This window comes from Pseudomonas entomophila (assembly GCF_018417595.1).
GTDB lineage: Bacteria > Pseudomonadota > Gammaproteobacteria > Pseudomonadales > Pseudomonadaceae > Aquipseudomonas > Aquipseudomonas entomophila_C.
The window spans coordinates 5,816,833-5,841,254 of record NZ_CP070982.1 but is presented as its reverse complement, the minus strand read 5'-3'; the positions used below and the strand labels follow the sequence as shown (position 1 = coordinate 5,841,254).

18 protein-coding genes and 2 pseudogenes are annotated in these 24,422 nt (G+C 65.7%); 13 read left to right on the top strand and 7 right to left on the bottom strand.

What is annotated here, in order from left to right; all coding sequences use genetic code 11:
- Window positions 1–5 precede the first annotated feature (5 nt).
- The gene (locus tag JYG34_RS25665) at window positions 6–1,499 is read left to right on the top strand and encodes an aldehyde dehydrogenase (RefSeq protein ID WP_213658898.1); all 1,494 of its coding nucleotides are present in this window, start codon (window positions 6–8) and stop codon (window positions 1,497–1,499) included.
- Between the two features lie 127 nt (window positions 1,500–1,626).
- Window positions 1,627–2,766: an MFS transporter gene (locus tag JYG34_RS25660; RefSeq protein WP_213658897.1), complete on the top strand. Its 1,140-nt coding sequence runs from the start codon at window positions 1,627–1,629 to the stop codon at window positions 2,764–2,766.
- Between the two features lie 10 nt (window positions 2,767–2,776).
- Here the strand turns inward: JYG34_RS25660 and JYG34_RS25655 are convergent, their stop codons facing one another.
- On the bottom strand, window positions 2,777–4,333 hold the full coding sequence (locus tag JYG34_RS25655) for a phospholipase D family protein (RefSeq protein ID WP_213658896.1): 1,557 nt from the start codon (window positions 4,331–4,333) through the stop codon (window positions 2,777–2,779).
- A 48-nt stretch (window positions 4,334–4,381) separates the two neighbouring features.
- On the bottom strand, window positions 4,382–5,812 hold the full coding sequence (locus JYG34_RS25650; RefSeq protein WP_213658895.1) for a PLP-dependent aminotransferase family protein: 1,431 nt from the start codon (window positions 5,810–5,812) through the stop codon (window positions 4,382–4,384).
- Between the two features lie 178 nt (window positions 5,813–5,990).
- Here JYG34_RS25650 and JYG34_RS25645 point away from each other — a divergent pair, with 178 nt between their 5' ends.
- Complete coding sequence (locus tag JYG34_RS25645) at window positions 5,991–6,221, top strand: DUF1127 domain-containing protein (protein ID WP_011536389.1); 231 nt, start codon at window positions 5,991–5,993, stop codon at window positions 6,219–6,221.
- A 179-nt stretch (window positions 6,222–6,400) separates the two neighbouring features.
- On the opposite strand, the gene JYG34_RS25640 is transcribed toward JYG34_RS25645, so the two are convergent.
- Window positions 6,401–7,693 (bottom strand): NAD(P)/FAD-dependent oxidoreductase, encoded by a 1,293-nt coding sequence (locus JYG34_RS25640; protein WP_213658894.1) that lies wholly within the window; start codon window positions 7,691–7,693, stop codon window positions 6,401–6,403.
- A gap of 134 nt (window positions 7,694–7,827) precedes the next feature.
- Here JYG34_RS25640 and JYG34_RS25635 point away from each other — a divergent pair, with 134 nt between their 5' ends.
- Window positions 7,828–8,181, top strand: a complete 354-nt coding sequence (locus JYG34_RS25635; protein WP_213658893.1) for a YkgJ family cysteine cluster protein — start codon at window positions 7,828–7,830, stop codon at window positions 8,179–8,181.
- 4 nt (window positions 8,182–8,185) lie between these two features.
- Here the strand turns inward: JYG34_RS25635 and dadR are convergent, their stop codons facing one another.
- Entirely contained in the window at window positions 8,186–8,674 is a 489-nt protein-coding gene (gene dadR, locus JYG34_RS25630; RefSeq protein WP_003258963.1) for a transcriptional regulator DadR, read from the bottom strand.
- 155 nt (window positions 8,675–8,829) lie between these two features.
- Between dadR and dadA the strand changes: the two genes are divergently transcribed.
- The 5 genes from dadA to JYG34_RS25605 all read left to right on the top strand — a co-directional run bounded on the left by dadA (window position 8,830) and on the right by JYG34_RS25605 (window position 14,678).
- Window positions 8,830–10,134 carry a D-amino acid dehydrogenase gene (gene dadA / locus JYG34_RS25625; protein WP_213658892.1) on the top strand — a complete coding sequence of 435 codons (1,305 nt, stop codon included), beginning with the start codon at window positions 8,830–8,832 and terminating at the stop codon, window positions 10,132–10,134.
- A gap of 184 nt (window positions 10,135–10,318) precedes the next feature.
- On the top strand, window positions 10,319–11,392 hold the full coding sequence (alr, locus tag JYG34_RS25620; protein WP_213658891.1) for an alanine racemase: 1,074 nt from the start codon (window positions 10,319–10,321) through the stop codon (window positions 11,390–11,392).
- A 108-nt stretch (window positions 11,393–11,500) separates the two neighbouring features.
- Window positions 11,501–12,049: a cupin domain-containing protein gene (locus JYG34_RS25615; RefSeq protein WP_011536384.1), complete on the top strand. Its 549-nt coding sequence runs from the start codon at window positions 11,501–11,503 to the stop codon at window positions 12,047–12,049.
- 154 nt (window positions 12,050–12,203) lie between these two features.
- A complete protein-coding gene (locus JYG34_RS25610; RefSeq protein ID WP_213661256.1) occupies window positions 12,204–12,608 on the top strand; it encodes a c-type cytochrome in 405 nt (134 codons plus the stop codon).
- 210 nt (window positions 12,609–12,818) lie between these two features.
- The gene (locus JYG34_RS25605; RefSeq protein WP_213658890.1) at window positions 12,819–14,678 is read left to right on the top strand and encodes an acetyl-CoA hydrolase/transferase C-terminal domain-containing protein; all 1,860 of its coding nucleotides are present in this window, start codon (window positions 12,819–12,821) and stop codon (window positions 14,676–14,678) included.
- A 109-nt stretch (window positions 14,679–14,787) separates the two neighbouring features.
- Here JYG34_RS25605 and xpt read toward each other — a convergent pair whose 3' ends face one another.
- Together xpt and rep are read right to left on the bottom strand one after the other, a co-directional pair.
- Complete coding sequence (gene xpt / locus JYG34_RS25600) at window positions 14,788–15,360, bottom strand: xanthine phosphoribosyltransferase (protein ID WP_213658889.1); 573 nt, start codon at window positions 15,358–15,360, stop codon at window positions 14,788–14,790.
- A gap of 221 nt (window positions 15,361–15,581) precedes the next feature.
- On the bottom strand, window positions 15,582–17,591 hold the full coding sequence (gene rep, locus JYG34_RS25595; protein ID WP_213658888.1) for a DNA helicase Rep: 2,010 nt from the start codon (window positions 17,589–17,591) through the stop codon (window positions 15,582–15,584).
- Between the two features lie 306 nt (window positions 17,592–17,897).
- Here rep and JYG34_RS25590 point away from each other — a divergent pair.
- Window positions 17,898–19,576 (top strand): annotated as a pseudogene (locus tag JYG34_RS25590) (putative bifunctional diguanylate cyclase/phosphodiesterase).
- A gap of 64 nt (window positions 19,577–19,640) precedes the next feature.
- On the opposite strand, the gene JYG34_RS25585 reads toward JYG34_RS25590, so the two are convergent.
- Entirely contained in the window at window positions 19,641–21,035 is a 1,395-nt protein-coding gene (locus tag JYG34_RS25585; RefSeq protein ID WP_213658886.1) for a NorM family multidrug efflux MATE transporter, read from the bottom strand.
- A 155-nt stretch (window positions 21,036–21,190) separates the two neighbouring features.
- Between JYG34_RS25585 and JYG34_RS25580 the strand changes: the two genes are divergently transcribed.
- The 3 genes and pseudogenes from JYG34_RS25580 to JYG34_RS26810 all read left to right on the top strand — a co-directional run bounded on the left by JYG34_RS25580 (window position 21,191) and on the right by JYG34_RS26810 (window position 24,369).
- Entirely contained in the window at window positions 21,191–22,117 is a 927-nt protein-coding gene (locus JYG34_RS25580) for a LysR substrate-binding domain-containing protein (RefSeq protein WP_213658885.1), read from the top strand.
- A gap of 107 nt (window positions 22,118–22,224) precedes the next feature.
- Window positions 22,225–23,505 (top strand): annotated as a pseudogene (locus JYG34_RS26815) (Cache 3/Cache 2 fusion domain-containing protein); the annotation flags it as partial.
- Complete coding sequence (locus tag JYG34_RS26810; RefSeq protein ID WP_434011804.1) at window positions 23,503–24,369, top strand: methyl-accepting chemotaxis protein; 867 nt, start codon at window positions 23,503–23,505, stop codon at window positions 24,367–24,369. The pseudogene JYG34_RS26815 and the gene JYG34_RS26810, both read left to right, overlap by 3 nt.
- Window positions 24,370–24,422: the final 53 nt, after the last annotated feature.

Here is a 24,422-nt window from a genome sequence, read left to right as displayed (position 1 = left end):
TTCCTATGACCACCCTGACTCGTGCGGACTGGGAACAGCGTGCCCAGCAACTGAAGATCGAAGGCCGCGCCTTCATCAACGGCGAATACACCGATGCCGCATCCGGTGACACCTTCGACTGCCTGAGCCCGGTGGACGGACGCTTCCTGGCCAAGGTCGCCAGCTGCGACCTGGCCGACGCCAACCGCGCTGTCGAGAACGCCCGCGCTGTGTTCGAATCCGGCGCCTGGTCGCGCCTGGCCCCGGCCAAGCGCAAGGCAACCCTGATCCGCTTCGCAGGCCTGCTGCGCCAGCACGTCGAAGAGCTGGCCCTGCTCGAAACCCTCGACATGGGCAAGCCGATCGGTGACTCCTCTACCATCGACATTCCAGGTGCGGCCAACGCCATCCACTGGACTGCCGAAGCCATCGACAAAGTCTACGACGAAGTCGCCCCGACCCCGCACGACCAGCTGGGCCTGGTGACCCGCGAGCCGGTGGGTGTGGTCGGTGCCATCGTACCGTGGAACTTCCCGTTGCTGATGGCCTGCTGGAAACTCGGCCCGGCGCTGGCTACCGGCAACTCCATCGTGCTCAAGCCGTCCGAGAAGTCGCCGCTGACCGCCATCCGCATCGCCCAGCTGGCCATCGAGGCCGGCATCCCGAAAGGCGTGCTGAACGTGCTGCCAGGCTACGGCCACACCGTGGGCAAGGCCCTGGCCCTGCACATGGACGTCGACACCCTGGTGTTCACCGGTTCCACCAAGATCGCCAAGCAACTGATGGTCTATGCGGGCGAGTCGAACATGAAGCGTGTCTGGCTGGAAGCCGGCGGCAAGAGCCCGAACATCGTCTTTGCCGACGCCCCTGACCTGCAGGCTGCCGCCGAAGCCGCCGCCAGCGCCATCGCCTTCAACCAGGGTGAGGTCTGCACCGCAGGTTCGCGCCTGCTGGTCGAGCGCTCGATCAAGGACAAGTTCCTGCCCATGGTGGTCGAGGCCCTCAAGGCCTGGAAACCGGGCAACCCGCTGGACCCGGCGACCACCGTCGGTGCGCTGGTCGACACTCAACAGATGAACACCGTGCTGTCGTACATCGACGCCGGTCACCAGGACGGCGCCACGCTGTTGGCCGGTGGCAAGCGCACCCTCGAGGAGACCGGTGGCACCTATGTCGAGCCGACCATCTTCGACGGCGTGACCAACGCCATGCGTATCGCCAAGGAAGAGATCTTCGGCCCAGTGCTGTCGGTGATCACCTTCGACACCGCCGAAGAAGCCATCGCCATCGCCAACGACACCCCATATGGCCTGGCGGCCGGCATCTGGACGTCGGACATCTCCAAGGCCCACAAGACCGCCCGCGCGGTGCGTGCCGGCAGCGTCTGGGTCAACCAGTACGACGGCGGCGACATGACCGCGCCGTTCGGTGGCTTCAAACAGTCGGGCAACGGCCGTGACAAGTCGCTGCATGCGCTGGAGAAGTACACCGAGCTGAAGGCGACCTGGATCAAGCTGTGATCCGGTAGGGCCTTTTCGCGGGCAAGCCCGCTCCCACAGGTAATCCGCATGCCTACAGGCAGCGGTGATCCTGTGGGAGCGGGCTTGCCCGCGATTGGGTCTGAACAAACCTGCTCAGGAGGCAGTGATGCGTTGGGGAACCTACTTTGCCGTGCTGGCGGCGGTGCTCAGTGTCGGGCTTGCGCTCGGCGTGAGCATGCCGCTGGTGTCCTTGCGCCTGGAGGCCTGGGGCTACGGCGGGTTCGCCATCGGGGTGATGGCGGCGATGCCAGCACTCGGTGTGCTGGTCGGCGCCGCCGTGGCCAGCCGCCTGGCCGGCTGGGTTGGCGTTCCGGCAGCGATGCGCCTGTGTTTGTGGGGTGGCGCGCTGTCCATTGGGCTGGTGGCGCTGCTGCCGAGCTACCCGCTGTGGTTGCTGCTGCGCCTGCTGATCGGCATGTCGCTGACCGTGGTATTCATCCTGGGTGAAAGCTGGATCAACCAGTTGGTGGTCGAGCAGTGGCGTGGGCGGCTGGTGGCGTTGTACGGCAGCAGCTATGCGCTGAGCCAGCTGGCCGGGCCCATGGTCCTGGGATTTCTCGGTTCGGACGACGATTTCGGGTTCTGGGCCGCGACCGGTTTGCTGTTGGCCGCCCCGTTGATCCTGTTCGGGCGAGGCGGCGCACCGAGCACCGAAGCATGCAGCGTCACCTTCCGCGATCTGTTCGGCTTCTGCCGGCGCTTGCCGGTGATTGCTTGGGCCATCGCGCTGTTCGCAGCTTTCGAGGCGATGATTCTCACGTTGCTGCCGGTTTATTGCCTGCAGCAGGGTTTTACCACGGAAGTGGCGCTGTTCATGGTCAGCACCGTGGTGGTGGGTGATGCGGTGCTGCAGCTGCCCATCGGCGCGCTGGCCGACCGGATGTCGCGTCGTTCGCTGTTTGGTGGGTGTGCGCTGACGTTGCTGGTCAGCAGCCTGGCGATTCCGCTGCTGCTGCACACGCCGGTGATCTGGCCGTTGTGGGTGCTGTTCGGGGCCAGTGCGGGCGGGTTGTTTACCCTGTCGCTGGTGCTGATCGGCGAGCGCTACCGGGATGACGAACTGGTGCGGGCCAATGCCCATGTCGCGCAGCTATGGGGGATCGGTTGCCTGATCGGGCCGTTGCTGGCCGGGGCGGGGAGCCAGTGGATCAGTGGGCATGCGTTGCCGTTGTTGATGGCGGCGGGGGCGGCGGGGTTGGTGGTGTTGATCCGGCGGCGGGGAGCCTTCGAGCCAGTCTCCGCTTGAGCGACGCGTTCTACAACATCTTCTCCAACCCGACCGCCTTGCTGATCCAGGCATTGAAGCGCCGCCAGATCCCCCCAGGCTCGGTCACCAGCATATGCCGCTGGCCATTGTCCTCGGTGGCCCAGACCATCTTCCCGCCCACCAGCATCGGCTGGTAGCTCAAGGCCGGCGCCATGCCCTGCACCGCCAGGTCGCGGGCGTACTCGGCCAGCTCCGGGCTGTCCACCAGCACCCCCACCTCGGTGTTCCACAACACCGAGCGCGGGTCGAAGTTGAACGAGCCGATGAAGGTCTTGCGCCGGTCGAACACCATCGCTTTGCTGTGCAGGCTCGAGTCGGAGCTGCCGTGGAAGCCCAAACCATGCCGAGGCCGCTTCTCGCCCGGCTGGCGGCGCAGCTCGTACAGTTGCACGCCATGTTCGAGCAGGGCGCGGCGGTAGGGCGCATAGCCGCCGTGTACGGCTGGCACGTCGGTGGCTTCCAGCGAGTTGGTCAGCAACTTGACCGAGGTGCCCGCGTCGGCGCGGCCGGTCAGGTACAGCAAGCCTGTCTCACCCGGCACGAAGTAGGCCGAGACCAGGATCAGTTCGCGGTGGACGCTGTTCAGGTCCGGCGCCAACTGTCGGCTCAACAGCAACTGCGGATCGGGTTCGTCGTCGGCCAGGACCTTGCTCGGCGCATCCCACAGCGCCTGGCTGTGGGCCCAGACCAGTTCGTTGCGCCACTGCCCCAGGCGCGGCTGGTACTGGTAGTCCATCAGCCGGTCATACAGCGCTTTGCGCTCGATTCGCGCCTTGGCCAGCCAGGTTTCCAGGTGCTGGCGGCTGGCGTGCAGGTCGTCGGCGTCGGGTTGGCGCCAGAGGAAGTCGCCGATGGGGCGGCTCAGGGCGCTGTTCCAGTATTGGTCGAAGCTGTGGCCGAGCTGTTCCGCTACCGGGCCCACCCCCAGCAGGTCGATGTCGGTGAAATTGAGGTTGGGCTCGGCATCGAAGTACTCGTCGCCCAGGTTGCGTCCGCCGACGATGGCCATGCTGTTGTCCGCCAGGAACAACTTGTTGTGCATGCGCCGGTGCTGGCGCGACAGGTTGAACAGCCGGCCCATGGCGCGGGTGGCACCGGTTTCGCGCCCCAGGTGCAGCGGGTTGAACACGCGGATGTGGATATTCGGGTGGGTGGCGAGGGTGCCGATCAAACTGTCGAGGCCGTCGCTGGTGGTGTCGTCGAGCAGGATGCGCACGCGCACGCCGCGGTCGGCGGCGCGCAGCAGCTCGTGGACCAGGGCGCGGGTGCTGAGGCCGTCGTGGACGATGTAGTACTGCAGGTCGATGCTCGCCTGGGCATTGCGGATCAGCTCGGCACGGGCGCGGAACGCCTCGCTGCTGTTGGGCAGCAGGCGAAAGCCCGAGCGCCCGCCGTAGGGCGCGGCCTGGCGCAGCACCGAGCGGCCGAACGCCGAGTCGGCGGCAGGCAGGGCCTGGCTGACTTCACGAGGCGTGTCGCGGCTGGCGCAGCCCGCAAGGCCGAGCAGCAGTGCCAGCAGCAGAGGCAGGGCTCGCTGGGGTCTCAAGGGTCGATCGTCCTGTACGGCGGGTGAACGGTGCGGGGCGGCGCAACGTTACCTGTCGGCGCCTTGCGGATCCAGTAGACGAAGGGCGGTTTCACCCACCTTGCGCACGGCGGCTTCGATCTGCGGCGTTGGCCGCGCGGCGAAGTTCATGCGCAGGCAATGGCGATACTTGCCCGAGGCCGAGAAGATACTGCCGACGGCGATCTGCACCCCCTGCTCCAGTAAAGCGCGGTTCAGGCGCAGCGTGTCGAAACTTTCCGGCAGTTCCACCCACAGCATGAAGCCGCCCTGGGGCCGGCTGGCGCGGGTGCCGGGCGGGAAGTAGCGGGCCACCCAGTCGCACATCTGGTCGCGACCGCGCTGGTATTGGCTGCGCATGCGCCGCAGGTGCGGCTGGTAATGGCCCTCGGCGATGAAATCGGCAATCGCCAGCTGTGGCTGACAGGCCGTGCTGCCGGTGCTGATGTACTTCATGTGCAGCACCCGCTCCAGGTAGCGCCCCGGTGCCACCCAGCCGACCCGCAGGCCTGGCGCCAGGGTCTTGGAGAACGAACTGCAGAGCAGCACGCGGCCATCGTCGTCGAACGACTTGATGGTGCGTGGGCGTGGATAGGTGTAGGCCAGGTCACCGTAAACGTCATCTTCGAGAATGGCCACGTCGTAGCGCTGGGCGAGGGTCAGCAGGGCTTGCTTGCGGGCCTCGGGCATGATGTAGCCGAGGGGGTTGTTGCAGTTGGGGGTGATCTGGATGAGCTTGATCGGCCACTGCTCGAGGGCCAGTTCCAGGGCCTCCAGGCTGATGCCAGTGACCGGGTCGGTGGGGATCTCCAGGGCTTTCATGCCCAGGCCCTTGAGCGTCTGCATGGCGCCGTGGAAGCTGGGCGAATCGACCGCGACGATGTCGCCGGGCTGGCAGACGGCGTGGATGCTGCACGACAGCGCCTCGTGGCAGCCGGTGGTCACCACCAGGTCGGCCGGCCCCAGGCGGCAGCCGGAGTCGAGCATCAGCCGGGCGATCTGTTCGCGCAGGTGGGCGTTGCCGTGGATGTTGTCGTAGTACAGGCCGGGCATGTCCATGCGCCGGCTGATCTGCGCCAGGCTGCGCAGCAGCGGTTTGAGCGTGGGGCTGGTGACATCAGGCATGCCACGGCCGAGCTGGATCACGTCGGGGCGCGGCGTGGCGCGCACCAGTTCCAGCACCTGCTCCCACTGGGAGATATCCACAGGTCGCTGGGCGGGGCGGCTGATGTCGGGCAGGGCCGGGAGGTTACGGTCCTCTGTGACGAAGTAGCCGGACTTGGGCCGTGGCGACACCAGGCCGTTGTCTTCCAGCAGGCGGTAGGCCTGCTGCACGGTGCTCAGGCTGACGCCGTGCTCGACGCTCAGGGCGCGCACCGAGGGCAGGCGCTGGCCGGGGCGGTACAGGCCCTGTTCGATGCGGGCACCAAGCAGTTCGGCCAGGTTGAGGTAGAGGGTCACGGCATACTCCTGGGGTTCTGTGTGGTTCTGACCAGTACAGATCGCGCAAAAATACGCCATTCAGCCCGCTTTTCGCCAATTCTGTATGGGAATAATAAGCCGCTTTTGAGTCTGTATTGTCGAGGGTATGAACGCGCATGCTTTCTCCACGGTAACCACTGATCGGGAGATCGCAGCGATGAGCGGCTTGAGTGATGTGCGCGTGCAACTGTTGGCCAAGGAACTGGAGGAGGGGGGGCGAACCAAAGTCTACAACCCGTCCACTGGCTTGAGTCGCTGGGGCCTGATGCTGCATCGCTGGCGCACCCGCAAGGCCCTGTTGGAGCTGGATGCCCGCCAATTGCGTGACATCGGGCTGACCTGGGAGCAAGCCCGGGAGGAGGGTTGCAAGCCGTTCTGGCGGGAGTGAGTTAGCCGTTGATCTCGGACCTTTCGCCGGCCTGTCCAGATGTTTCAAACCAGCACGATCTCTGTAGGAGCGGCTTTAGCCGCGATCACCGGCGTAGCCGGTGACAATCCCCCTGTCGCCTGCTTCGCGGCCAAAGCCGCTCCTACAGACGACGAAAGGCCTGCGCTGCAATCCTCGACTCAAACCAGCTCTTTGAGCCGGTACCAGAGCATCCCCAACGCCAGCAACGGTGAACGCAACAGCTTGCCGCCCGGGAAGGTGGTGTGCGGCACCTTGGCGAACAGGTCGAAGCGCCCGGCCTGTTGGCCGCTGATGGCCTCGCCGAGCAGTCGCCCGGCCAGGTGGGTGGCGTTGACGCCATGGCCGGCGTAGGCCTGGGCGTAATACACGTTGGGCTGCCCGGGCAGGCGGCCGATCTGCGGCAGGCGGTTGGCGCCGATGCCGATCATGCCGCCCCACTGGTAGTCGATGCGCACATCGGCCAGCTGCGGGAACACCTTGAGCATCTTCGGCCGCATGTAGGCGGCGATGTCCTTCGGGTCACGCCCGGAATAGTGGCAGGCACCGCCGAACAACAGGCGGTGGTCGGCGGACAGGCGGTAGTAGTCCAGGGCCACGCGCTGGTCGCACACCGCCATGTTCTGCGGCAGCAACTGGCGCGCGCGTTCCTCGCCCAGCGGCTCGGTGGCGATGATGTAGCTGCCGGCGGGCAGCACCTTGCCGCCCAGCTCGCGGTTGAGGTCGTTGTGGTAGGCGTTGCAGCACAGCACCAGGGTCTTGGCGCGCACCCGGCCTTGCGCGGTGTGCACCTTCACCTCGGGGCCGTACTCGATGCGGGTGACTTCCGACTGCTCGAACAGGCGCACGCCCAGGCGGCTGGCCACGGCGGCTTCGCCCAGGGCCAGGTTGAGCGGGTGCAGGTGGCCCGAGCCCATGTCGACCAGGCCGCCGACATAGCGGTCTGAGCCCACTACCGAATGCATGTCGCCGGGCTGTACCAGACGCAGTTCGTGGCGGTAGCCCAGGCTGCGCAGGGCTTCGGCTTCCTCGGCGAAGCCTTCCAGCTCGCCGGGTTTGTTGGCCAGGTCGCAGTAGCCCCAGGTCAGGTCGCAGTCGATGCCGTGGCGCTCGACGCGGTCGCGGACGATCTCCACTGCCTCCAGGCCCATCAGCTTGAGGCTGCGTACGCCGTCCTCGCCGATCACCGGAAGGAACTGCTCCAGGCCATGGCCGACGCCACGGATCAGTTGCCCGCCGTTGCGTCCGCTGGCGCCCCAGCCGAGCTTGCGGGCTTCGAGGAGGACGACCGACAGACCGCGCTCGGCCAGTTCGATGGCGGTGTTCAGGCCTGAGTAGCCACCGCCGACGATGCACACGTCGGCGCTGTGCTCGCCTTGCAGAAAGGCGTGGTCGGGGTGTGGCGCGCTGCTGGCGGCGTAGTAGGAGGCGGCGTGCTGCGCGCTGTGGACCATGGGTCGATTCCTGGGTTGAGGCGAAAGGGGGAGGATAGGCAAATGGCCGGTTCGCCGGCAAGCCGGCTCCTGCAAGGGGCTGAGCTGTCGGCGAATGGGCCTATAATCCAGCCAATTCCTCCTGATGCGCCGCCATGTCCTGCAACCGCCACAAGATCCACTTCCTGCGTGAACTCATCCCCTCATTCGAGTGCGAGCCCGGCTGCCATGACTGCTGTGGCCCGGTTACCACTTCAACTGATGAAATGGCCCGCCTGCCGCGCAAGACCCAGGCCGAGCAGGAAGCCGCCCTGGAGCGCCTGGACTGCGTGCACCTGGGCCCGAACGGCTGCACGGTCTATGAAGAGCGCCCGATGATCTGCCGCCTGTTCGGCACCACCCCGCGCCTGGCCTGCCCTCGCGGTCGCGGCCCGGCGCAGCCGATCGAACCCGAGGCCGAGCAACTGGTCCACCAGTTCATCGCCACGACCCGTCAGGTACTGGTCTGACGCTTCAGTCCGGAATCGGCAGGCACAGACTCTCCTTCACTTCTTCCATCACGATGTAGCTCTTCGATTCGCGCACGTGCGGCAGCTTGAGCAGGATGTCGCCGAGCAGCTTGCGGTACGACGCCATTTCCGAGATCCGCGCCTTCACCAGGTAGTCGAAGTCACCCGACACCAGGTGGCACTCCAGCACGTGGGGCAGCTTGAGCACCGCGCGGCGGAACTCCTCGAAAGTGTCGCCGGACTTGTAGTCCAGGCTGATCTCGACGAACACCAGCAGGCTGCCCTTGAGATGCTGCGGGTTGAGGCGGGCGTTGTAGCCCATGATGATCCCCTCGCGCTCCAGGCGGCGCACGCGCTCGGTGCAGGGGGTGGTGGACAGCCCGACCTTCTCGCCCAGTTCGGTGAAGGAGATGCGGCCGTCATTCTGCAGGATCCTCAGGATGTTGCGGTCGATCTTGTCCAGTTCACGTTTGCTCTGGTGCTGGGTTCTCATAGGGGATGCCCCTCCGTCAAAGGCGATATTGCCGAGAATTCTCGCCAAATATAGGCGCTTATATAGTGAATAGCACTGGTCGGAGATTCTTATACTGCGCGCATCCATGCCATATCAACAAAAGTCTGCGGCAAGCCGCGTGCGAGGGATAAACAATGCGAGTTCTGGTACTTGGTAGCGGTGTGATCGGTACCGCCAGTGCCTACTATCTGGCCCGGCAAGGTTTCGAGGTCACGGTGGTCGATCGTCAACCGGCGGTGGCCATGGAAACCAGCTTCGCCAACGCTGGCCAGATCTCGCCCGGCTATGCCTCGCCGTGGGCCGCCCCGGGCGTGCCGCTGAAGGCTATCAAGTGGCTGCTCGAGCGCCACGCGCCCCTCGCCATCAAGCTGACTGGCGACATCGACCAGTACCTGTGGATGGCGCAGATGCTGCGCAACTGCACCGCCAGCCGCTATGCGGTGAACAAGGAGCGCATGGTGCGCCTGTCCGAGTACAGCCGCGACTGCCTCGACGAACTGCGCGCCGAAACTGGCATCGCCTACGAAAGCCGTAGCCTGGGCACCACCCAGCTGTTCCGCACCCAGGCGCAACTGGATGCCGCGGCCAAGGATATCGCCGTGCTGGAGCAGTCCGGCGTGCCATACGAGTTGCTCGACCGCGACGGCATCGCCCGCGTTGAACCGGCCCTGGACAGCGTGAAAGGTATCCTCGCCGGTGCCCTGCGCCTGCCCAACGACCAGACCGGCGACTGCCAGCTGTTCACCACCAAGCTTGCCGACATGGCCATCAAGCTGGGTGTCGAGTTCCGCTTCGGCCAGGACATCCAGCGCCTGGACTTCGCCGGTGACCGCATCAACGGCGTGTGGATCGACGGCAAGCTGGAAACCGCCGACCGCTACGTGCTGGCCCTGGGCAGCTACTCGCCGCAAATGCTCAAGCCGCTGGGCATCAAGGCGCCGGTGTACCCACTCAAGGGTTACTCGCTGACCGTGCCGATCACCAACGGCGACATGGCGCCGACCTCGACCATCCTGGACGAAACCTACAAAGTCGCCATCACCCGTTTCGACAACCGCATCCGCGTTGGCGGCATGGCTGAAATCGCCGGTTTTGACCTGTCGCTGAACCCGCGTCGGCGCGAAACGCTGGAGATGATCGTCAACGACCTTTATCCTCGCGGCGGCGACCTGAGCCAGGCCAGCTTCTGGACCGGCCTGCGCCCGGCCACTCCGGACGGTACCCCGATCGTTGGTGCCACCGCGTTCCGTAACCTGTTCCTCAATACCGGTCACGGCACCCTGGGTTGGACCATGGCCTGCGGTTCCGGTCGCCTGCTGGCGGACCTGATCGCGCGCAAGAAGCCGCAGATCAGCGCCGAAGGCCTGGACATCTCGCGTTATGGCAACAGCCGCGAGGTGGCCAAGCACGGGCAGAGCGCGCCGGTCCATCAGCAATAAGGCGCCTGTACCGGCCTCTTCGCGGCTGAAGCCGCTCCTACAGGGGTGAGTACAAAAACCTGTAGGAGCGGCTTTAGCCGCGAAGCAATCGACACTGTTCCCTCACCCCGGCGCGGTGGGTACCTACCCCCATCTGCCGCGCCGGGGCTTTACCGATAACCAGAACTGCCAGAAGGCTGCCGCCATGCGTCCCGCCCGTGCCCTGATCGACCTCCAAGCCCTCCGTCACAACTACCGCCTGGCCCGTGAACTGACCGGCGCCAAGGCCCTCGCCGTGGTCAAGGCTGACGCCTACGGCCATGGCGCGGTGCGTTGCGCCCTGGCCCTGGAGACCGAAGCCGACGGTTTCGCCGTGGCCTGCATCGAGGAGGCGCTGGAGCTGCGCGCGGCGGGTATCAAGGCGCCGGTGCTGTTGCTCGAGGGCTTCTTCGAGGCCAGCGAGCTGGCACTGATCGCCGAGCACGACCTGTGGTGCGTGGTGCATTCGCTGTGGCAGCTGGAAGCGCTGGAAAAAACGACGGTACGCAAGCCGCTGACCATCTGGTTGAAGATGGATACCGGCATGCACCGGGTCGGTGTGCACCCGAAGGACTACCAGGACGCCTACCAGCGCCTGCTGGCCAGCGGCAAGGTGTCGCGCATCGTGCTGATGAGCCACTTCGCCCGTGCCGACGAGCTCGACGCCGCTGCAACCGAGCAGCAGGTCGCGGTGTTCGAGGCGGCCCGCCAGGGCCTCAGCGCTGAGTGCAGCCTGCGCAACTCGCCGGCGGTGCTGGGTTGGCCGAGCATCAAGAGCGACTGGGTGCGCCCGGGCATCATGCTGTACGGCGCCACGCCCTTCGAAGTGGAGCAGGCCGAGGCGGCCCGCCTGCAGCCGGTGATGACCCTGCAATCGCGCATCATCAGCGTGCGTGAACTGCCGGCCGGCGAGCCGGTGGGCTACGGCGCCAGGTTCATCAGCCCGCGCCCGACCCGGGTTGGCGTGGTCGCCATGGGTTATGCCGACGGCTACCCCCGCCAGGCACCCACTGGCACCCCGGTGGTGGTGGCCGGCAAGCGCACCCAGCTGATCGGCCGGGTGTCGATGGACATGCTCTGCGTCGACCTCACCGAAGTGCCTGAGGCCACCGTCGGCAGCCCGGTCGAGCTGTGGGGCAAGCAGGTACTGGCCAGCGATGTGGCGATGCAGGCCGGCACTATTCCTTACCAGATCTTCTGCAATCTCAAGCGCGTGCCGCTGGACTATATCGGCGAATAAGGCGCCGAAGCGGACAGGCTGCGGGGCGGTGTGTTGTAAATACTGAACGGCATTGCCATCATATCGTTCACACTTCCCCCACCTCGACCGTTTCTGGAGGCCCACGCTTTGGACGTCGGTGAACGACTGCAAGCCATCCGCAAGCTCAAGGGCTTGTCCCAGCGCGAACTCGCCAAGCGCGCGGGCGTGACCAACAGCACCATCTCGATGATCGAGAAGAACAGCGTGAGCCCGTCGATCAGCTCCCTGCGCAAGGTGCTCAGCGGCATCCCCATGTCCATGGTCGAGTTCTTCTCGGTCGAGCTGGCGCCCGAGAGCCCGACCCAGATTGTCTACAAGGCCCATGAGCTGATCGATATCTCCGACGGCGCGGTGACCATGAAGCTGGTGGGCAAGTCGCACCCCAACCGGGCCATCGCCTTCCTCAACGAGGTGTACCCGCCCGGGGCCGATACCGGTGAAGAGATGCTTACCCACGACGGCGAGGAGACCGGCATCCTGCTCGAGGGCCGTCTGGAACTGGTGGTCGGTACCGAGACGTTCATACTCGAGGCCGGCGACAGCTACTACTTCGAAAGCACCCGCCCGCACCGTTTCCGCAACCCGTTCGAGGAACCGGCACGGCTGATCAGCGCGGCGACCCCGTCGAACTTTTGATCCAGCGCAGTGCATTGATTTTCCAATACCCTTTCCCCGAGTGTGGTTGTTCCACGCTTTCAGGAGTGCCGCTATACTTTTCAACGCTCGCAATTCCGTGGCCGCGGGCGTGATTAGCCACCATGAGGGTGTTCGCGTGAACCAAATCAAGAAGATGCTGGCCATACCAGCAGCCGTTTTCGCCCTTTGGGCAATCAATGCAAACGCTACGACCAACGATGAAATCGCCAAGCGCCTGGCACCGGTAGGCCAGGTGTGCGTCCAAGGCCAGGAGTGCAAGGGCATGGAAGTGGCCGCCACGGCGGGTGGCGGTGGCGCCAAGACACCAGACGACATCATCGCCAAACACTGCAATGCGTGCCATGGCAGCGGCCTGTTGGGCGCGCCGAAAATCGGCGACACCGCGGCCTGGAAAGAGCGCGCCGACCACCAGGGCGGCCTCGACGGCATCCTGGCCAAGGCCATTACCGGGATCAACGCCATGCCACCGAAAGGCACCTGCGCGGACTGCTCGGATGATGACCTGAAAGGTGCGATCAAGAAGATGTCCGGGCTGTAGGCCGGACCTGATTTGCGCAAAGCCCGCCATTGATGGCGGGCTTTGTTTTTGGGTTGCCTGTGCCGGCCCTTTCGCGGCTTAAGCCGCTCCTACAGGTATAGCGCGGTCCCTGTAGGAGCGGCTTAAGCCGCGAAAGGGCCTGAACAGGCAACCAACCCGCTTGAACCCCTGTCCAATCCCTGACCCCAAGGACGACTCAGGAGGCCCCCGATGCATCTCTACTCCATCGACCACGCCGTCGAGCAGGCCCTGGCCCGCCTGCCCACCCATATCCACCTGGGCCTGCCCCTGGGCCTGGGCAAACCCAACGCCTTCGTCAACGCGCTCTATGCACGGGTGCGCGAGCTGCCCGAGCGTCATCTGACGATCTACACCGCCCTGTCCCTCGGCCGCCCACCCCTTGGTGACGGCTTGCAGCGGCGCTTCCTCGAACCCTTCGTCGAGCGCGTATTCGCCGACTACGAGGAGCTCACCTACCTCGCCGACCTGCGCAATGACCAACTGCCGCCGAACATCCGCGTCGAGCAGTTCTTCATGCAGCCCGGCAGCCTGCTGCACAGCGACACCGCACAGCAGGACTACATCAGCAGCAACTACAGCCACGCCGCCCGCGATATCAACGCCAAGGGCCTGAACCTGATCGCCCAGCTGGTGGCGGCAACGCCCGAGCGTCCTGACCACCTGAGCCTGGCCTGCAACCCCGACATCACCCTCGACCTGCTGCCGATGATCGCCCGGCGCCGGGCTGCGGGCGAAACCATCCTGGTGTTAGGGCAGGTCCACGATGAACTGCCCTACATGCCCGGCGATTCGGAGCTGGGCCTGGAGCAGTTCGACCTGTTGATCGACCAGCCAGAGCGGCGCCGCCTGTTTTCCACGCCGAACATGCCGGTGAACACCCAGGACCATTGCATCGGCCTGCATGCCAGCACCCTGGTGCGCGACGGCGGCACTCTGCAGATCGGCATCGGCGCCATGGGCGATGCGGTGACCGCCGCGCTGCTGGCGCGCCAGGGCGACAACGCCGGCTATCGTGCGCTGCTCGATGAACTGGATGTCGGCGCGTGGCAGGCGCTGATCGAGCGGGAAGGGGGGCTGGATACGTTCGCCCAGGGGCTGTACGGCTGCAGCGAGATGTTCGTCAATGGCCTGCTGGCCCTGGCCGAGGCTGGCGTGGTGCGCCGCCCGGCGGATGAGCAGGGCGTGCTGATCCATGGCGGCTTCTTCCTTGGCCCTCGGGCCTTCTACCAGCGCTTGCGCGAGATGCCGCTGGAACAGCGCGCGCGTTTCGCCATGTCTGCCATCAGCTTCATCAACGAGCTCTACGGCCAGGAAGACCTCAAGCGCCGCCAGCGCCGCGACGCCCGCTTCATCAACACGGTGTTCGGCATGACCTTGCTCGGTGCCGGGGTCGCCGACCAGCTGGAGGACGGGCGGGTACTCAGCGGCGTCGGCGGGCAGTACAACTTCGTCGCCCAAGGCCATGCGTTGGAGGGTGGGCGCTCGATCCTGCTGCTGCGCAGCTGGCGCGAGGCGGGCGGCGAGGTTACGTCGAACCTGTTCTGGACCTATGGGCACTGCACCATCCCTCGTCACCTGCGCGATATCGTGGTGACCGAGTACGGCATCGCCGACCTGCGTGGTCAGACCGACAGCGAGGTGATCGCGCGGTTGCTGGCGATCAGCGATTCACGGTTCCAGAGTGAGTTGATAGAGCAGGCCAAGGCAGCGGGCAAGCTGGCCAAGGACTTCAAGCTGGATGCGCGTTACACCGACAACACGCCCGAGCGCCTGGAGGCGATTCGCGCACGGCATCCGCAGCTGTTCCCGGAGTATCCGTTGGGCAGTGATTTCACGGCTGAAGAGCGCGACCTGCTGCGAGCGCTGAACTGGCTCAAGCGCAAGTTCAAGTTGAGCGAGGTGCTGGAGCTGGGCAAGGCTGCGCTGGACGCACCAGCGCCCGAGGCCTATGCGGCGCAGTTGGCGCGCATGGGGCTGGCGGAGCCGCAGGGCTTGAAGGAGGAGCTGTACCAGCGCTTGTTGCTGGCGGGGTTGCAGGTGACCCGATGAAGCTGGGCTTCCCTGGCCCCTGTGGGAGCGGGTTTACCCGCGAATGCGTTGGTGGATTCAACATCGCATTCGCAGGTAAACCCGCTCCCACAGGGTACGCGCAAGGCTTTTAATCGATGAAGCTGACCACTCCGCCTTCCAGCGACTTCACCCGGGCCAGCGACTCGACGCGATAGCCCTGGCTGTCCAGCTCGGCGCGGCCACCCTGGAACGACTTCTCGATGACGATACCCAGGCCGGCCACGGTAGCGCCGGCCTGCTTGATGATCGAGATTAGTGCCTGCGAGGCCTTGCCGTTGGCCAGGAAGTCGTCGATCACCAGCACGCGGTCGCTGCTGTTGAGATGGCGCGGCGAGATGGCCACGGTGTTCTCGGTCTGCTTGGTGAAGGAGTACACCGAGGCAGTCAGCAGGTTCTCGGTCAGGGTCAGCGACTGGTGCTTGCGGGCGAAGATCACCGGCACGCCGAGCTTCAGGCCGGTCATCACCGCCGGGGCGATGCCCGAGGCTTCGATGGTGACGATCTTGGTCACACCGGAGTCGGCGAACAGGCGGGCGAACTCGTCACCGATCAACTGCATCAGCGCCGGGTCGATCTGGTGGTTGAGAAACGCATCGACTTTCAGGACCTGATCGGAAAGCACGATGCCTTCTTCGCGAATCTTCTGCTGCAGTGCTTCCACTGTGTATCTCCGATGTAATGAGTGGCCTGTATGGCCGATTTGTAAGTCCAACTTCGGCGCCAGACTTCGTCACACTGCGTTGCCACTCCTCGCCGTAGCTGGGCTACGACTCGTCGTGTCGCCTTGTGTGCCGAACCCTGGCACTCGAATTTGAACTCACAAATCGACCATACAAGCCACCGTGGCCGCAAGAAGCGGCAAAGTTAAAGAGTAATGGTTGGTCAGCGTTTGAGCATTGCCCGGATATCGGCCAGGGCGTTGTTGCCGCGCGCGGCTTTCACTTCCACGGGGGCATCGTCCAGGCCCTCCCAGGCCAGGTCGTCCGGCGGCAGTTCGTCGAGGAACCGGCTGGGGGTGCAGTCGATGATTTCGCCGTACTGCTTGCGCTTGGCGGCGAAGGTGAAGGCCAGGGTCTGGCGCGCGCGGGTGATGCCCACGTAAGCCAGGCGGCGTTCCTCTTCGATGGTGTCGGCCTCGATGCTCGAGCGGTGGGGGAGGATTTCCTCCTCCATGCCCATGATGAACACGTAGGGGAATTCCAGGCCCTTGGAGGCGTGCAGGGTCATCATCTGCACGCCCTCGGCGTTCTCTTCCTCTTCCTGCTGGCGCTCGAGCATGTCGCGCAGCACCAGCTTGCCGATGGCGTCCTCGATGGTCATGTCACCCTCTTCGTCCTTCTCGAGGGTGTTCTTCAGCGCTTCGACCAGGAACCAGACGTTGCTGATGCGGAACTCGGCAGCTTTGTCGCTGGCGGTCTGCTGGCGGATCCAGTTCTCGTAGTCGATGTCGCGGATCATCTCGTGCAGCGCGGCGATCGGGTCGTCCAGGGCAACCTTGTGGCGCACCCCGTCGAGCCAGTGCTTGAAGCGTTGCAGGCGCTCGGTGTAGCGGGCGTCCAGGTGCTCGCCCAGGCCCATCTCCTCGCTGGCGGCGTACATCGAGATGCCGCGCTCGGTGGAATAGTTGCCGAGCTTTTCCAGGGTAGTCGAGCCGATCTCGCGGCGCGGCACGTTGATCACCCGCAGGTAGGCGTTGTCGTCGTCCGGGTTCACCAACAGGCGCAGGTAGGCCATCAGGTCCTTCACCTCCTGGCGGCCGAAGAAGCTGTTGCCGCCCGACAGGCGATACGGCACCTGGTGGTGCTGCAGCTTCAGTTCGATCAGCTTGGCCTGGTAGTTGCCCCGGTAGAGGATGGCGAAGTCGCTGTACGGGCGGTTGGTGCGCAGGTGCAGGGTGAGGATTTCCATGGCCACGCGCTCGGCCTCGGCTTCCTCGTTCTTGCAGCGGATCACGCGGATCTCGTCGCCCACGCCCATTTCGCTCCACAGCTGCTTTTCGAAGGCATGCGGGTTGTTGGCGATCAGCACGTTGGCGCAGCGCAGGATGCGGCTGGTGGAGCGGTAGTTCTGCTCGAGCATGACGATCTTCAGGGAGGGGTAGTCCTCCTTGAGCAGCATCAGGTTTTCCGGGCGGGCGCCGCGCCAGGCGTAGATCGACTGGTCGTCGTCGCCGACCACGGTGAACTGGTTGCGCATGCCGATCAGCATCTTCACCAGCAGGTACTGGCTGGCGTTGGTGTCCTGGTATTCGTCCACCAGCAGATAGCGCACGCGGTTCTGCCAGCGTTCGAGCACCTCGGGGTGCTCCTGGAACAGCTTGACCGGCTGCAGGATCAGGTCGTCGAAGTCCACCGCGTTGAACGCCTTGAGCGTGCGCTGGTAGTGGGTGTAGACGATGGCGGCGGTCTGCTCGCGCGGGTTGCGCGCCTTTTCCAGGGCTTCAGGCGGCAGGATCAGGTCGTTCTTCCAGGCACCGATCATGTTCTTGATCTCGTCGATGCCGTCGTCGCCGGAGTATTCCTTCTGCATGATGTCCGACAGCAGCGCCTTGATGTCGGATTCGTCGAAGATCGAGAAGCCCGGCTTGTAGCCCAGGCGCTCGTGCTCCTTGCGGATGATGTTCAGCCCCAGGTTGTGGAAGGTGCACACCGTCAGGCCCCGGCCTTCCCCTGGACGCAGCAGGGTGCCGACCCGCTCCTTCATCTCGCGCGCGGCTTTGTTGGTAAACGTCATCGCCACGATGTACTGGGCGCGGATGCCGCAGTTCTGGATGAGGTGGGCAATCTTGCGCGTGATCACGCTGGTCTTGCCCGAGCCTGCACCGGCAAGCACCAAAAGAGGGCCGCCGACGTAGTCACGGGCTTCCTGTTGCCGGGGATTGAGTCGGGACATGCTAGAAACCGGGGGTCGCCAGAAAATAGCCGCGCATTCTAACAGGCCTCGCGCGGTTGTGGCGCGACCGTCTGACGCGTGAGTCAATGTTTTCTCATGGCTTGGTCGCCGCCAGTGGCTGCCGATCCTTTCGCAAATCCCCGAAATCCTGTTTGCCGGTTGCGCGGGTTTCGCGCAGGATGCACGTCAAAATACGTCGGGTTCGCGGCCAGGGCATGGCCATGACTAAAAGTGAAAATCATTTTCACTTGGATGCGGTAGGATACGCCGCGCCCGTCGATTCACCGCCACGTCTAAGGAGCCCGCTTGTCCACGCCTGCCGAACCTCTGCGTTTGCTGCTGTTGGCCGATGAGCCGGAATGGGCCGCGCGTCTGCGCGAGTGCCTGCAGCCACTGGACGGTACAGTGGTGCTGCTGACCGCGCCCAACTGGGCGGCGGTCGACAGCCTGTTCGCCAACGACCGCCAGGCCGTGGTGCTGGCCACCCCGGCGCTGCAGCCGGCGCCGGGGCGCTGCGAGCTGCCGACCATCCTGCTGCTGGAGCAGGAACCGGCCACTACGCCGGTGGGGGTCAGCGACTGGCTGGTGCTGACGCAACTGAGCAGCGATGCCCTGCGCCGCTCCCTGCGCCATGTGCGTGAGCGCGGTGTGCTGGTCGCCACCTTGCAGCGCCTGGCCGAGCAGGACCCGCTGACCGGCATCGCCAACCGGCAAGGCTTCCAGGCCTTGCTCACGGCACGGCTGGCGGAGAACGACGGACGTGGCCTGGCCCTCGGCCACCTCGACCTGGACAACTTCCGCCACGTCAACGATGCCCTGGGTCATCAAGGTGGCGATCGCCTGATCCTGCAGGTGGTGGCGCGGCTGAAGGCGCAGCTGGCCGCTGGCGACCAGCTGGCGCGGCTGGGCAGCGACGAGTTCGCCCTGCTGATCGACACCCGCCGCGATGCCAACCGCGCCGAGTGGATGGCCGAGCGTATTGTCGAAGCGCTGACCGAACCCTACTGGATCGACGGCGAGAGCCTGTTGCTCGGCTGCAGCCTGGGCATCGCCCATGCCCGCGCCCAGGCGGGCGCCGACCCGTTGATGTGGCACGCGCACATCGCCATGCGCCAGGCCAAGGGCAGCCAGGGCTGCACCTTCCACGTGTTCAACGAGCGCATCAACCGCAACGCCCGCAGCCTCGCCGACCTGGAAAGCGAATTGCGCCGCGCGCTGCGCCGCGACGAACTGGAGCTGCACTACCAGCCGCGCCTGAACCTCACTGACGGGCGCATCGTCGGCCTCGAGGCGCTGGTGCGCTGGAACCACCCCGAGCGTGGCCTGCTGGCCCCCAGCGAGTTCGTCCCGCTGGCCGAGCAGAGCGGCCTGATCGTGCCGCTGGGCTACTGGGTGATCTCCCGCGCCTTGAGCGACATGCAGGCCCTGCGCGAACGCGGCCTGGCGCCGCTGCACATGGCGGTCAACCTGAGCTTCCGCCAGTTCCAGGACAGCCAGTTGCTGGCCACCCTGAGCCGGCTGATCGTCGAGCATGGCGTCGATGCGCGCTGGCTGGAATTCGAACTCACCGAAACCGCGGTGATGCGCCGCAACGAGCTGGTGCGCCAGACCATGGACGCGCTGGGGCGCCTGGGCGTGCGCTTCTCGCTGGACGACTTCGGTACCGGCTTCTCCTCGTTCGTGCACCTGAACAGCCTGCCGATCACCCTGCTCAAGGTGGACCGCAGCTTTGTCGGTGGCATGGAACAGCGCGAAGAGAACCGCAAGCTGGTGCACGCGATGATCAACCTGGCGCACAACCTCAACCTGGAGGTGGTGGCCGAGGGCGTGGAGAGCGAGGAGCAGATGGCTTTGCTGCGGGCGTTCGGCTGCGACCAGGTGCAGGGCTTCCTGGTCAGCCGGCCGTTACCGGTGGCGGCGTTGATCGAGTACCTGTCGCAGTCACAGCCGCCGCGCCTGCTGGACATCCTGTAGGAGCGGCTTGAGCCGCGATCACCCGCAAAGCGGGTGCCAGGCACCGCGTTGCCCTTATCGCGGCTGAAGCCGCTCCTACAGGTGTGCGGGGACCGCTGCTTTCGCGCTAACCCCCGCCTTGCCGATCATCCGCTTCATCCGCCATTCAAAGCCGAACGTCAGCGCCACCGAGGCGCACGCCAGCCCCAACGCCAGGCCCCACCAGATACCCGGCGCGCCACCACCCAGGGTGAAGGCGAACAGCCAGGCGCACGGCGCGCCCACCAGCCAGTAGCACACCGCGCCGATGAGGAAGGTGGTGCGGGCGTCCTTCAGGCCCCGGATCGAGCCCATGGCGATGGTCTGCACGCCGTCGAACAGCTCGAACCACGCCGCCACCATCACCAATTGCACCGCCAGCTGGAAGATTGGCGCGAAGGCCGGGTCGTGGCGATTCACCAGCAAGGCCACCAGTTCGTTCGGCAGCACCAGGAACAACACGGCGAAGCCGAGCATCAGCGACGCCCCGAAACCGATACCCACCCGCCCGGCGCTGCGTGCCGCGAGCAGGTTGCCAGCACCGTAGTACAGGCCGACGCGCATGGTCACGGCGTACGAAAGCCCCGTCGGGACCATGAACGCGGTCGAGACGATCTGCAGGGCGATCTGGTGCGCCGCCAACTGCGTGCTGCCGAGCACGCCCATGCACAGGGCGGCGAAGGCGAACAGCCCGACTTCGACCATGTAGGTGCCGCCGATCGGCAGGCCCAGGCGCCACAGCTCGCGCAGCGCCGGCAGCGAAGGCCGCCACAGCCCCTTGCGCAGCGGGTATTGCTCATAGGCCTTGTGCCAGCGGATATACAGCGCCAGGGACACGGCCATGCCCAGCGACACCAGCGCGGTGACCAGGCCGATGCCCATCAGGCCCAGCTTGGGCAGGCCGAACATGCCTTCGATGAGCGCATGGTTGAGCAGGTAGTTGAGCACCGTGCCGGCCAGGCTGATGACCATCACCGGCGTCGAGCGGCCCAGGGCGCTGGTGAAGCCGCGCAGGGCCATGAAGGTCATGTAGCTGGGCAGGGCCAGCGGCAGCAGGGTGAGGAACTGCATCGCCGAGTCGACGTTCTCCGGCTTCTGGCCAAACAGCAGCAGCGCGGGCTTGAGGTTCCACAGCACCAGCGCCGAGACGATGGCCAGGCCCCAGGCCAGCCACAGGCCGCTCTGCGCCAGGCGCGTGGCGCCCTCGATGTCGTTGGCGCCCTTGCGGATTGCCACCAGGGTGCCGACTGCGGCGATCACCCCCAGGCAGAAGATCGACACGAACGAGTAGCTCGCCGCGCCCAGGCCGCCACCGGCCAGGGCTTGAGGGCTGATGCGGGCCATCATCAGGGTGTCGGTCAGCACCATCAGCATGTGCGCCAGCTGCGAGGCGATCAGTGGCCCGGCCAGGCGCAGCAGAGCCTTGAGTTCGGTGGTGGGCGCGACATGCATGGGGCGATCCTTCTCGATGATCCTGTTGAGCGAAGGGTCGATTCTGAGGCTTCGGTCAGCTTTGCACAAAAGGATAAAAGCGATCATTGCCATGAGTCTGACTCATGCCTGTATGATCTGGCATTGCCTTCTCGGCCCCGCATGACAGGTGCGCCATGTCTCGCCAGCTCCCCCCGCTCTATGCGCTGCGTGCATTCGAAGCCGCGGCCCGGCTGAGTTCCTTTACCCGCGCAGGTGAAGAGCTGTCGATCACCCAGAGCGCCGTCAGCCGGCATATCCGCACCCTCGAAGAGCACTTTGCCTGCCGCCTGTTCGTGCGTAGCGGGCGCAGCTTGCAGCTGACCGAGGCGGCGCGGATGCTGCTGCCCGGCGTGCGCGATGGTTTCGCCGCCCTGGAGCGGGCCTGCGACGCCTTGCGCGGGGAGGACGACATCCTGCGCATGAAGGCGCCGTCCACCCTCACCATGCGCTGGTTGCTGGCGCGCCTGAGCCGCTTCCGGCACCTGCAGCCGGGCAACGAGGTGCAACTGACCAGCGCCTGGATGGACGTCGATCATGTGGACTTCAACCAGGAACCGTTCGACTGTGCGGTGCTGCTCAGTGACGGCAATTTCCCGGCGGATTGGGAAGTGCGCCGGCTGTTCTCCGAGCTGCTGATTCCGGTGGGCGCGCCGGACCTGCTCGACGAGGCACCCTGGGACGAGCGGCGTCTGGCCGGCATGGAGCTGCTGCACCCGACCCCCGACAAGCGTGATTGGCGCGCCTGGCTGGCGCGCATGGGGCTGACCGACAAGGTGTCGCTCAAGGGCGGGCAGGTGTTCGACACCCTGGAACTGGGCATGATCGCCGCCGCGCGGGGTTATGGCATTTCGATGGGTGACCTGCTGATGGTGGCCGAGGATGTCGCCCAGCGGCGCCTGAGCCTGCCGTGGCCGACGGCGGTGGCCAGTGGCATGGATTATTACCTGGTGTGGCCCAGGACGCGGCCGGGTGGCGAGCGGTTGCGGCGGTTGAGCGCCTTCTTGCAGGAAGAGGCGGTGGCGATGGACCTGCCAGCCGTGCGGATTCTTCCAGCGATTTAAGCAACCTGTGGGAGCGGGCTTGCCCGCGAATCTGGCGACGCGGTGGAAGGCACCGGCTATGCCGGTGTTCGCGGGCAAGCCCGCTCCCACAGGGTGAAAGACCACAAATGTCAAACGTGTCCGCAAAGGTTTGCGAATACCCCGGTCCGACACTCAAGTATTCCCCCGCGACGCCGATCCAATGGCACCAGCGTCCCGGAAGAGGGCGCGATTACCCGTCGATCAGAAAGCGGGCGGTCAGCGTGATCAGGATGATCCCGGCCTCTTGCCAGGAGCTTCCCATGTCCCAACCGCGTGCCCGGATTGCCTCGCAACTCGGTGTCGCCCTCGCCGTCGTGCTGGCGTTGGTGATTACCGGCAGTACCCTGTTCGCCCTGCGTTCGCTGGACGACGCCAACCTCACCACCCGCCAGGCGCACCTGGCCAGCGAGGCGCGGCTGCTGGCCGACCAGCTCGATACCTTCCACGGTTCGCTCAAGGACAACACCCAGCGCCTGAGTGGCCTGTTCGAGCGACGTTTCGCCTCGGGCCTGGCGGTGCACGCGGGCGAGACGGTCAACGTGGCGGGCGCGCAGACACCGGCCCTGTACCTTGGCGACCACCTGTTGAACAACGATTTCCAGCAGGTCGACGAGTTCCAGCGGATGACCGCCGGGGTCGCCACCCTGTTCGTGCGCAGCGGCGACGACTTCGTGCGCATCAGCACCAGCCTGACCAAGCAGGACGGCAGCCGTGCCATCGGCACCCAGCTCGATCGCCAGCACCCGGCCTATTCGAAGCTCATGGCCGGGCAGACCTACGTCGGCCGCGCGGTGCTGTTCGAGCGCAACTACATGACCCGCTACGTGCCGGTGCGCGACGGCGCTGGCCGGGTGATCGCCGTGCTGTTCGTCGGCTTCGACTACACCGACGCGCAGAGCGCCCAGTTCGCCAACCTCAAGCGTTTCCGCATTGGCCAGACCGGCTCGCTGGCGCTGCTCGACGAGCAGGGCAAATGGTTGGTGCCGCCGGCAGCGGCGGGTAACGCCGATGGCCAGGTTTTCAAGGGTTTCGAGCCGGGGCAGGGGCGCTTCTGGGCCAGCGCCGACGAGCAGCTGTTCAGCGTTGTCGTGCCATTCGCCGAGGGCCCGTGGACCGTGGTGGCGAGCATGCCTGAAGGGGAAATCCGCGAGGTGACCTGGAGCGTCGGTTTGCGCCTGGCCATCGGCAGCCTGCTGGCCATGCTCCTGGCCGTCGCCGCCACGCTGTGGCTGCTGCGCCGCAAGCTGCGCCCGTTGGGTGACCTGGTGCGCCAGGCCGAAGCCCTCGGTGCGGGCGACCTCAATGCCCGCCTGAGCGTGACCAGCCATGACGAGATCGGCCAGCTGGCGCGCAGCTTCAACCAGATGGGGGAAGCCCTGGCGACCATGGTCGAGCACATCCGCAGCGCCTCCGATCAGGTCAGCGGCCGCGCCCGTTCGCTGTCGGGGCTTTCGTCCGGTGCCTGCGAAGGCATGGACCAGCAGTCCGGCGAGATCACCAGCATGGCTGGTGCGGTGGAGGAGTTCAGCGCCACCTCGATGAACATCGCCGACAACATGGCCGGCACCGAGCGCATGGCCCGTGACAATGCCCAGCAGACCCGCATCGGCCGCACGGCCATGGACGAAGCGTCAGCCTCGCTCAAGCAGATCGCCGAAGCCCTCGGTGGTACGGCGGCGGTGATGGATACATTGGGTGCGCGCTCGCAGGAAATCGGCGGCATCGTCGGGGTGATCACCGCGATTGCCGAGCAGACCAACCTGCTGGCGCTGAACGCCGCCATCGAAGCGGCCCGGGCCGGCGAGCAGGGGCGTGGTTTCGCGGTGGTGGCCGATGAAGTCCGTGGTTTGGCCGCGCGCACCCGCCAGGCCACCGACGAGATCTCCGGCATGATCGCCAGCATCCAGCAGCAGACCGGTCACGCCATCAGCACCCTGGAGCAGGGCAACCAGCTGATGCAGGAAGGCTTGGCGCGCAACGACAAGGTGGCCGAGGCGTTGGCGCGCATCGACGAGCAGAGCAGGGTTGCCGGTGAGCAGTTCACGGTGATCAGCACCGCGACCCAGGAGCAGAGCAGCACGGCAACCGTGCTCAGCCGCAATTTGCAGAGCATCGCCCAGGCCAACAGCGAGCAGCGTGACGTGGCCAATGAGCTGGCGATGACGGCGCGGGAGCTGGAAGGGTTGGCGGGGCAGTTGCGCCAGGAAGTGGATCGGTTCCGGGTCAAGTAACAGCGGTTGTCCGTACCGGCCCCTTCGCGGGTTTACCCGCGAAGGGCCGCAAG

Excerpts from the sequence above, each read along its gene's own strand:
- JYG34_RS25665 (WP_213658898.1), top strand. The coding sequence starts at position 6 with ATGACCACCCTGACTCGTGCGGACTGGGAACAGCGTGCCCAGCAACTG.
- JYG34_RS25660 (WP_213658897.1), top strand. The coding sequence starts at position 1,627 with ATGCGTTGGGGAACCTACTTTGCCGTGCTGGCGGCGGTGCTCAGTGTC.
- JYG34_RS25645 (WP_011536389.1), top strand. The coding sequence starts at position 5,991 with ATGAGCGGCTTGAGTGATGTGCGCGTGCAACTGTTGGCCAAGGAACTG.
- JYG34_RS25640 (WP_213658894.1), bottom strand. The coding sequence starts at position 7,693 with ATGGTCCACAGCGCGCAGCACGCCGCCTCCTACTACGCCGCCAGCAGC.
- JYG34_RS25635 (WP_213658893.1), top strand. The coding sequence starts at position 7,828 with ATGTCCTGCAACCGCCACAAGATCCACTTCCTGCGTGAACTCATCCCC.
- dadR (WP_003258963.1), bottom strand. The coding sequence starts at position 8,674 with ATGAGAACCCAGCACCAGAGCAAACGTGAACTGGACAAGATCGACCGC.
- dadA (WP_213658892.1), top strand. The coding sequence starts at position 8,830 with ATGCGAGTTCTGGTACTTGGTAGCGGTGTGATCGGTACCGCCAGTGCC.
- alr (WP_213658891.1), top strand. The coding sequence starts at position 10,319 with ATGCGTCCCGCCCGTGCCCTGATCGACCTCCAAGCCCTCCGTCACAAC.
- JYG34_RS25610 (WP_213661256.1), top strand. The coding sequence starts at position 12,204 with ATGCTGGCCATACCAGCAGCCGTTTTCGCCCTTTGGGCAATCAATGCA.
- JYG34_RS25605 (WP_213658890.1), top strand. The coding sequence starts at position 12,819 with ATGCATCTCTACTCCATCGACCACGCCGTCGAGCAGGCCCTGGCCCGC.
- rep (WP_213658888.1), bottom strand. The coding sequence starts at position 17,591 with ATGTCCCGACTCAATCCCCGGCAACAGGAAGCCCGTGACTACGTCGGC.
- JYG34_RS25585 (WP_213658886.1), bottom strand. The coding sequence starts at position 21,035 with ATGCATGTCGCGCCCACCACCGAACTCAAGGCTCTGCTGCGCCTGGCC.
- JYG34_RS25580 (WP_213658885.1), top strand. The coding sequence starts at position 21,191 with ATGTCTCGCCAGCTCCCCCCGCTCTATGCGCTGCGTGCATTCGAAGCC.
- JYG34_RS26810 (WP_434011804.1), top strand. The coding sequence starts at position 23,503 with ATGGGGGAAGCCCTGGCGACCATGGTCGAGCACATCCGCAGCGCCTCC.